The sequence below is a fragment of the Pseudomonas sp. NPDC088368 genome (genome assembly GCF_044753445.1).
Classification (GTDB): Bacteria; Pseudomonadota; Gammaproteobacteria; order Pseudomonadales; family Pseudomonadaceae; genus Aquipseudomonas; species Aquipseudomonas bambusae.
The window spans coordinates 562,193-569,247 of sequence record NZ_JBIVNG010000003.1 but is presented as its reverse complement, the minus strand read 5'-3'; the positions used below and the strand labels follow the sequence as shown (position 1 = coordinate 569,247).

Genomic DNA, 7,055 nt, shown 5'->3' with positions numbered 1-7,055 from the left:
TCCCACGGTCTGTACTGCTGCTAACAGTCAGAAGCTGGCTTTTGGTCCCACCCACCCCTTCGAGTCTTACCATACAAGCTGGCTTGCCTGCGATCTGTTGCGAAGCAACAGCAAACCCTGACGACTCGGCCGTGCCAGACACACTCCATGCACAGGATTTACTGCCGGTGTCCGGCAGATCGCAGGCAAGCCAGCTCCCACGCCTTCGGCAGAAGCGGGTTCATGCGCGATCCGAATTTTTGATCCTGGCCATCCATCCGAATCAAAAATGACGGTGCTAAACTCGGGCACCGTTCGCAGATCGCGCCCATGATTTCCATTTCGGCATCACTCCCCCAATCCCCCCTCCAACCCCTCAACCTGCCCTGGCTCGCCGCATCCGGCGTCAGCGTCGCGATCCTGCGTCTGGACCTAATCGACCCGCTGATCAGCGGCAACAAATGGTTCAAGCTCTCTCACCACCTCGCCGCTGCAAAAAAGACAGGGGCCGAAGGGGTGATCAGTCTGGGCGGCGCGCATTCCAATCACCTGCACGCACTGGCAGCGGCGGGCAGGCGTTTTGGCTTTTCCACGGTCGGTCTGTTGCGGGGGCATCCGGTGGAAACGCCCACGGTGCTGGACCTTCAATCTTTTGGGATGGAACTCCACTGGCTCGGCTACGCAGGCTATCGTGCCCGACACGAAGCGGATTTTTGGACGCCGTGGCATGAGCGTTATCCGCAGCTGTATCCGATTCCTGAAGGCGGCGGTGGGCGCGAGGGCGCGCTGGGCTGTGCCGAGATCGTGCGCCAGGCCCGTGATCAAATCGCCGACATCGGCTGGGACGACTATGACGGCTGGTGGCTGGCGTGTGGAACCGGCACCACGCTGGCCGGGTTGGTGCTGGCCGAAGATGGGGTGCGCAAGGTGTTCGGGGCGATGGCGGTGCCCGAGGCGCATGGGGTTGCCGAGAACGTCGTGGCCATTCTCGGTGCTGATGGAGGCTATAAATTGCTCGACGCCAGTCGCGGAGGATTCGCCAAGGTCGATGAGGTGTTGCTGGGCTTTATCGCGACGAGTGAATCGCAAAGCGGTGTGCCCTTGGAACCGCTGTACACCGGCAAGGCGCTGTTGGCGTTGCAGCAGGCGGTTGAAGCGGGTCGGTTCGCGCAAGGCACGCGGCTGATCTTTGTGCACACGGGCGGTTTGCAAGGCAAGCGGTCTTCCGACGCACTCCGCGCCGGGTACTGACCCCGGCACCGACACATCCTTCCACTGTGGGAGCGAATTCATTCGCGAGGCGCGGGTTCAGACGACGTCCCTCCGTCGCCTGGTCCATTTTTCGTCGGATTGCCGCCCAGAATGAATTCGTTCTTACAGAGAGTTCGCGTCGGGCCGTTCAATTTGGGGTAAATCCCCTTAACCCATGCCACTGGCACGAATCCTGCGGATCAGACCCCATGACAGGTCGGTCCTGAGTACGTCGACGACACTTCTGGAGTAAGGCGGCTCAGGCGCTGTACCGATAATCGGATCTTTCCTACGCGCGCCGAGGTTTTCATGACCACTCCAGCCATCGAGCAGGTTGACCCTGCCACCCTGAGAAAAGTCATCGTAGCGGCCGGCATCGGCAATTTTGTCGAATGGTTCGACTTTGCGGTCTACGGCTTTTTGGCCACGACCATCGCTCAGCAATTTTTCCCCAGCGGCGACGCCAGCGCGGCGCTGCTCAAGACCTTTGCCGTGTTCGCCGTGGCCTTCGCCTTCCGTCCCTTGGGCGGTGTGTTTTTCGGCATGCTCGGCGACAAGATCGGCCGCAAACGCACCCTGGCCTTCACCATTCTGTTGATGGCCGGGGCGACCACGATCATTGGACTGCTCCCCACCTATGCCGCCATCGGCGTGATCGCGCCGATCCTTCTGACCATCATCCGCTGCGCTCAAGGCTTTTCCGCCGGGGGTGAATACGCGGGGGCCTGCGCCTACCTGATGGAACACGCGCCCCGGGGCAAGCGGGCGTGGTACGGCAGCTTCGTGCCGGTCTCGACCTTTGCGGCTTTCGCCTGCGCAGCGATTTTCGCCTACGCACTGGAAGCCTCGCTGTCGGCGGACGCCATGAGCAGCTGGGGCTGGCGCTTGCCGTTCCTGGTCGCTGCGCCCCTCGGGCTGGTCGGCCTGTACCTGCGCTGGAAACTGGACGAAACCCCGGCATTCCAGGCCGTCACCGAAGAACACGCCGTGGCCCATTCGCCGCTCAAGGAAACCCTGCGCAACCACGGCGGCGCGATCCTTGCCCTGGGCGCGTTCATCTCGCTGACCGCGCTGTCCTTCTATATGTTCACCACGTACTTCGCGACCTACCTGCAAGTGGCCGGAGGTCTAAGCCGCGCCACCGCATTGCTGGTGTCGTTGATCGCGCTGCTGTTTGCCTCGTTGTTGTGCCCGGTGGCCGGGGCGTTTTCCGACAAGGTCGGGCGTCGCGCGACCGTGATCACGGCCTGTGTCCTGCTGGCGGTGGTGGTGTATCCGTCGTTCCTGATGGCCAGTTCCGGTTCGTTCGCAGGCTCCATCATCGGCGTGATGCTGCTGGCGACCGGCGCGGTGCTGTGCAACGTGGTCACGGCGGCGCTGCTGTCCGAGACCTTTCCCACGCGCACGCGTTACACGGCCTCGGCGATCACCTACAACATTGCCTACACCATTTTCGGCGGCACCGCGCCGCTGATGGCGACCTGGCTGATTGGCCTGACGGGCAGCAACCTGTCACCGGCGTTTTACCTGATCGTGGTTGCGGCACTGGGACTGATCGGCGGGCTGGCGTTGCCGGAAACCTCCAAGGTCTCGCTGCATGACGTGGACGGGTCGCTGGAACGACGGGGCGCCAGGCAGTCCATCGCCTGACCCTGACCCTGTGGCAGCCCGGCAAGTCCGGCTGCTGCAGCGGCGGTGTGCACTCCCCGCAAATCCCGCAACAAAACATGGCAACACCGCCCCAAAAAATGGCACATTGACGGCCCTCAGTGCCGCTGACATTCCTTGTAATCAATTGCGTGCGGCACATCACCCGTTCGATGGATGAACCCGATGGCCGTCACCAGCCCTTCGACCGCGACTTCCGCGATCCCCCAATCCAGCCCGCTGGTCCTGCGCATCATTGGCGCAGTGGCACTGGCGCACCTGCTCAACGACCTGATTCAGTCGATCCTGCCGTCGATCTACCCGATGCTCAAAGCCTCGTATGGCCTGAGCTTCACCCAGGTCGGCCTTATCACCCTGACATTCCAGGTCACCGCCTCGCTGCTGCAACCCTGGGTCGGTTATTTCACGGACCGCCACCCCAATCCGCTGGTCTTGCCGGTAGGGTCGCTGTGTATTTTGGCCGGGGTGCTGATGCTCGCGACGGTGGGCAGCTTTCCGCTGATTCTGTTGGCGGCGGGTCTGATCGGCATCGGTTCCTCGACGTTTCACCCCGAAGCCTCACGCATCGCCCGACTCGCGTCCGGTGGGCGCTTCGGCCTGGCGCAGTCGACCTTCCAGGTGGGCGGCAACAGCGGTTCGGCCATCGGACCCTTGCTGGCGGCGGCGATCATCATCCCGTTTGGCCAGGGCCACATCGCCTATTTCGCGTTGATCGCGCTGTTTTCGGTGGGTCTGCTGTACGTCATCAGCCGCTGGTATAAACAGCACCTTGCGCTGTTCAAGCTTAAGGCCGGCCACGCTGCGACCCACGGCCTGTCCAAAGGCCGGGTGACCAGCGCGCTGGTGGTGCTGGCGATGCTGGTGTTCTCCAAGTATTTCTACATGGCCAGCTTCACCAGCTACTTCACCTTCTTCCTGATCGAGAAATTCCAGCTGACGGTCGCCAGCTCGCAGTTGCACCTGTTCATGTTCCTCGCAGCCGTTGCGGCGGGCACCTTCTTCGGTGGACCGATTGGCGACAAAATCGGCCGCAAGGCGGTGATCTGGTTCTCGATCCTTGGCGTGGCGCCGTTCACCATTGCTCTGCCGTACGCTGACCTGTTCTGGACCAGCGTCCTCAGTGTGATCATCGGCTTCATCCTGGCCTCGGCGTTCTCGGCCATCGTCGTTTACGCGCAAGAGCTGGTGCCGGGCAATGTCGGCATGATCGCCGGGATCTTCTTCGGCCTGATGTTCGGCTTCGGCGGCATCGGCGCCGCATTATTAGGCCACCTCGCGGACCTTCACGGCATCGTGTATGTCTACACGCTGTGTTCCTTCCTCCCGCTTCTGGGCATCCTGGCGATCCTGCTTCCGAGAACGAAACGCTGATGCTGATAGCGGTCCTGATCTTTCTGGTCACCATCACCCTGGTGATCTGGCAACCCAAGGGGCTGGGCGTCGGCTGGAGTGCGACGTTCGGCGCTGTGCTGGCGTTGCTGTTCGGCGTCGTGCACCTGTCGGACATTCCACAGGTCTGGCACATCATCTGGAACGCCACTGGCACCTTCATCGCGCTGATCATCATCAGCCTGTTGCTCGATGAAGCCGGGTTCTTCAACTGGGCCGCATTGCACGTGGCGCGTTGGGGCAAGGGCCGAGGGCGTCGTCTGTTCGCGTTCATCGTCCTGCTCGGCGCGCTCGTGTCGGCGCTGTTCGCCAACGACGGCGCAGCCCTGATTCTCACGCCCATCGTCATGTCGATGCTGCTGGCGCTGCGGTTTTCCCCGGCGACCACGCTGGCGTTCGTCATGGCGGCGGGCTTCATCGCCGACACCGCGAGCCTGCCGCTGGTGGTGTCGAACCTGGTGAACATCGTGTCCGCCGACTATTTCGGCATCGGCTTCAATCGCTACGCCTCGGTGATGGTCCCGGTCAACCTGGTAAGCGTCGCGGCCACGCTGGCGATCCTGATGCTGTTTTTCCGCAAGGACATCCCGCAGACCTTCGACGCTTCGCAGCTTGCCGAGCCTTCATCAGCTATCCACGACCGGCCGACGTTCATTGCCGGTTGGTGGGTGTTGGGGATTCTGCTGGTGGGGTGCTTTGCGCTTGAGCCATTGGGCATTCCCATCAGTGCGATTTCGGCGGTGTGCGCCGCGATTTTGTGGGGCATCGCGGCCAAGGGGCATCAGATTTCCACCGGCAAGGTGCTGAAAGAAGCGCCGTGGCAGATCGTGATTTTCTCGCTGGGCATGTACCTCGTGGTGTACGGCCTGCGCAACGAAGGCATGACGACTTACCTTGCGGGCTGGCTGGACCGCTTTGCCGAACACGGCCTGTGGGGCGCGGCAATGGGCACCGGTGTGCTGACGGCGCTGCTGTCGTCGGTGATGAACAACCTGCCCACGGTGCTGATCGGCCTGCTGTCCATCGACGCGAGCCACGCACACGGCCCGTTGCAGGAAGCGATGATCTACGCCAACGTCATCGGCAGCGATCTGGGGCCGAAGATCACGCCCATCGGCAGCCTCGCGACGTTGCTGTGGCTTCATGTGCTGGCGCAGAAAGGTGTCAGCATCGGTTGGGGCTATTACTTCCGCGTCGGCATCGTGCTGACGTTGCCGGTGCTGCTGATCACACTGGCGGCGCTGGTGTTGCGGCTGAGTGTCTGACCTCGTCGTCTTCCGGGGCGTGCGGCCACCGGTCTGAGACCAGAAATACCCGCTCGGCCTCTTCCCAATGGCCGTCCGGGTGCTCAGTCAGGCGCACCAGCAGATGCGCCTGGGCCAAGGGATCGAGCTGTTCTCGCCAGGCTTGTAATTCATCCATGCTCCAGACCTCGTCGTACCGCGCCGGCCCCAGCCACGCGTGGCGCGGCAACGGTTGCCAGCGGCCTTCGGGGTGACGCGCAGTGAAGGCGGCCCAGTCCTTGTGATGCACCCATGTTCCGCGCAAATGCTCAGCGTGCACCCCTCGCGGAGAGGCACTTGGGTTGGGCCACGGATAGAACAGATAGCCGCCCAGCCACAGCGCTGCATTGAACGATTCGATCCCCAGCGCCGACAACGCCTCGCGACTTTCTTCGCGTTGCGACATGGGCAATTGGTGCTGATTGAGGTGCGCGAGTTTCAGGCCCAATCGATCGTGGGAGCCTGGCCCCAGCCAATTCGCCGGATCACGACCATCGGCGTCCTGCTCGCCGAGGTAGAACTTGATCGCCAATTCAACGTGATGAACGCCGTCCCGGTCTTTCACCAGCATGTCCAGCTCGCCCAGCGTGTGGCTCCCGACGCGGATCGGCAGGTTGGCCGCCACCATGTCCACGCCCGGTGCATGGTGAATCGCGAAATGCCACAGGCGTTCGTAATACAGCCCCAAGCGACGGACCGAACTGCGCGACAGCCATTCCACGAGTGCGCCGCTGTCCTGATCGAGCTGCCGCAAGAAAGCCTCCAGCGCCCGGGGATGTTGCACCCAGTCACTGCCGCTCAAGGGATGACGCTGCGGCCACTCGGTGACCGCCAGCATGGGCGGCGACAGAATCGCCCACGCCAGATCCCGCACCTGAGGCGTGCGCAGTTGGCGGGGCAGGGCGGTGAGGGTCGGGAAGGGGGTCATCGGCTGAGGATAGCAGGGCGTACGCTCTGAATGCGCGGCGTTACCGACCCCCTGTGGGAGCGAATTTATTCGCGATAGGTCGGTGCAGCCGACGCCTCTCCATCGCCTGATCCATTTTTCGCGAATGAATTCGCTCCCACAGTTGAATCTGCGCCAAGCCCGAGCTACGGGGCACCACTGACCCCCTGTGGGAGCGAATTCATTCGCGATAGGTCGGTACAGCCGACACATCTCCGTTGCCGGACCCATTTTTCGCGAATAAATTCGCTCCCACAGTTGAGACTGCGCCAAGCCCGGAATACGGGGCACCACTGAACCCCTGTGGGAGCGAATTTATTCGCGATAGGTCGGTACAGCCGACACATCTCCGTTGCCGGACCCATTTTTCGCGAATGAATTCGCTCCCACAGTTGAATCTGCGCCAAGCCCGGGCTACGGGGCGCCACTGCACCCCTGTAGGAGCGAATTCATTCGCGATACGCCGGTGCAGGCGACACATGTCCTTCGTCGTCAGGGCATTATGGACGCGGCCCCATTTGCCGCCCCCGACCCCTTCG

5 protein-coding genes are annotated in these 7,055 nt (G+C 62.5%); 4 read left to right on the top strand and 1 reads right to left on the bottom strand.

Annotated features, from left to right (window positions below; genetic code table 11):
• Window positions 1-309 precede the first annotated feature (309 nt).
• From ACIQAL_RS08985 to ACIQAL_RS08970, 4 genes are all read left to right on the top strand, one after another.
• Window positions 310-1,230 (top strand): 1-aminocyclopropane-1-carboxylate deaminase/D-cysteine desulfhydrase, encoded by a 921-nt coding sequence (locus ACIQAL_RS08985; protein WP_401144527.1) that lies wholly within the window; start codon window positions 310-312, stop codon window positions 1,228-1,230.
• Window positions 1,231-1,539: 309 nt separating this feature from the next.
• Window positions 1,540-2,880, top strand: a complete 1,341-nt coding sequence (locus ACIQAL_RS08980; protein WP_401144525.1) for an MFS transporter — start codon at window positions 1,540-1,542, stop codon at window positions 2,878-2,880.
• 183 nt (window positions 2,881-3,063) lie between these two features.
• A complete protein-coding gene (locus ACIQAL_RS08975) occupies window positions 3,064-4,269 on the top strand; it encodes an MFS transporter (RefSeq protein ID WP_166594784.1) in 1,206 nt (401 codons plus the stop codon).
• The gene (locus ACIQAL_RS08970) at window positions 4,269-5,552 is read left to right on the top strand and encodes an arsenic transporter (RefSeq protein WP_166594785.1); all 1,284 of its coding nucleotides are present in this window, start codon (window positions 4,269-4,271) and stop codon (window positions 5,550-5,552) included. Before ACIQAL_RS08975 ends, ACIQAL_RS08970 begins: the two co-directional genes overlap by 1 nt.
• Here the strand turns inward: ACIQAL_RS08970 and ACIQAL_RS08965 are convergent.
• On the bottom strand, window positions 5,515-6,498 hold the full coding sequence (locus ACIQAL_RS08965; RefSeq protein ID WP_401144522.1) for a DUF1853 family protein: 984 nt from the start codon (window positions 6,496-6,498) through the stop codon (window positions 5,515-5,517). The two genes, ACIQAL_RS08970 and ACIQAL_RS08965, sit on opposite strands and share 38 nt — an antisense overlap.
• Between the last annotated feature and the right edge of the window lie 557 nt (window positions 6,499-7,055).

Excerpts from the sequence above, each read along its gene's own strand:
- ACIQAL_RS08985 (WP_401144527.1), top strand. The coding sequence starts at position 310 with ATGATTTCCATTTCGGCATCACTCCCCCAATCCCCCCTCCAACCCCTC.
- ACIQAL_RS08980 (WP_401144525.1), top strand. The coding sequence starts at position 1,540 with ATGACCACTCCAGCCATCGAGCAGGTTGACCCTGCCACCCTGAGAAAA.
- ACIQAL_RS08975 (WP_166594784.1), top strand. The coding sequence starts at position 3,064 with ATGGCCGTCACCAGCCCTTCGACCGCGACTTCCGCGATCCCCCAATCC.
- ACIQAL_RS08970 (WP_166594785.1), top strand. The coding sequence starts at position 4,269 with ATGCTGATAGCGGTCCTGATCTTTCTGGTCACCATCACCCTGGTGATC.
- ACIQAL_RS08965 (WP_401144522.1), bottom strand. The coding sequence starts at position 6,498 with ATGACCCCCTTCCCGACCCTCACCGCCCTGCCCCGCCAACTGCGCACG.